Origin of the sequence: Bartonella sp. CB10SXKL (assembly GCF_042195515.1) — a bacterium.
GTDB lineage: Bacteria > Pseudomonadota > Alphaproteobacteria > Rhizobiales > Rhizobiaceae > Bartonella.
In genome coordinates, this window is sequence record NZ_JBHION010000132.1 from 1 (window position 1) to 565 (window position 565).

Sequence of the window (565 nt, forward strand, 5' to 3'; positions counted from 1 at the left end):
TTGCTGCCAACAATTTGCGCCGCATTGGCATGGGGATTTTGCAAAAGACGCGCGGCTCCTCCTGCACCTTGTTGATGGGCTAAATACAATTCCGCTTCACTAGGCGCTCTTCCCAAAAGGCGGCTTAAATGATTGCGATTATCAAGCGTCAACCGCCCCATGGCATCTGCCGCTTGCATGGGGTCAAAACGATCCTGCAAACCATATTGTTTGGCGGTGCTGTCTATAAATTGATACAACCCACCCGCCGAAGAACGGGGATTCCTTGCATTCGGATTGCCTCCACTTTCCACTTGCGCAACACGGTACAAATAGCTTTCTGGCAAACCATAACGCGCTGCTGCTTGACGGATCGCTTGATCTACTGAAGGACTATAACGGGTCATCGATTAAACATCCTCACAACCTCGTTTCCACTTAATCTAAACAAATCAGAAAAACGCTTTTTCACCCACTCTTTCGTGACATATCCATTATGATGCGCTTTCACCATGCGTTGAATGAGAGCTACAATTTGATCATTCTTAATCTGTGTCCCCCCTGTTAACAATTTGACAACATCCTT

At 46.9% G+C, this 565-nt stretch carries 2 protein-coding genes; both read right to left on the reverse strand.

Going from position 1 to position 565, the window contains the following annotated elements; translation table 11 throughout:
• Window positions 1-386 (reverse strand): transglycosylase SLT domain-containing protein (locus tag ACFIK3_RS09835; protein WP_375676649.1); only part of this gene is annotated, 386 nt, incomplete at its 3' end.
• Window positions 383-565, reverse strand: a 183-nt coding sequence (locus ACFIK3_RS09840; protein ID WP_375676650.1) for a hypothetical protein, incomplete at its 5' end; no start/stop codon positions are given. The genes ACFIK3_RS09840 and ACFIK3_RS09835, both read right to left, overlap by 4 nt.